This is a genomic window from Methylobacterium nigriterrae (assembly GCF_037106235.1).
Lineage (GTDB): Bacteria > Pseudomonadota > Alphaproteobacteria > Rhizobiales > Beijerinckiaceae > Methylobacterium > Methylobacterium nigriterrae.
On record NZ_JBAWTG010000719.1, the window covers coordinates 1 to 292 of the forward strand.

Annotated in this window: 1 pseudogene; it reads right to left on the reverse strand. The window is 70.9% G+C overall.

Annotated features, from left to right (window positions below):
* Positions 1–292 (reverse strand): annotated as a pseudogene (locus WDW90_RS41275) (TolC family outer membrane protein); the annotation flags it as partial.

Below are 292 nucleotides of genomic sequence, written 5' to 3' on the forward strand. Positions count from 1 at the left end.
GGCCTCGAGCTGGCCCCAGGTGGTGACGATGGCGGAGCGGATCTGGTCGCGCACGAACTCGGCCTGCAGGCGCGTCTGGCCCACGAGCTCCTTGGCCTGCCGGATCTGCGAGTAGGTCTGGCCGCCCTCGTAGATCGGGACCGTGATGCGGCCCACGATCGAGGCGGTGAGGCCGTTGTCGCCGGGGAACTGGGTGTCGTAGCGCTGGGCGACCTGGCCGGTGAGGCCGACCTGCGGGTAGAGCTGGCCCTCCAGCACCTTCACCTGCGCCTCGGCGGAATCGACGGCGTGC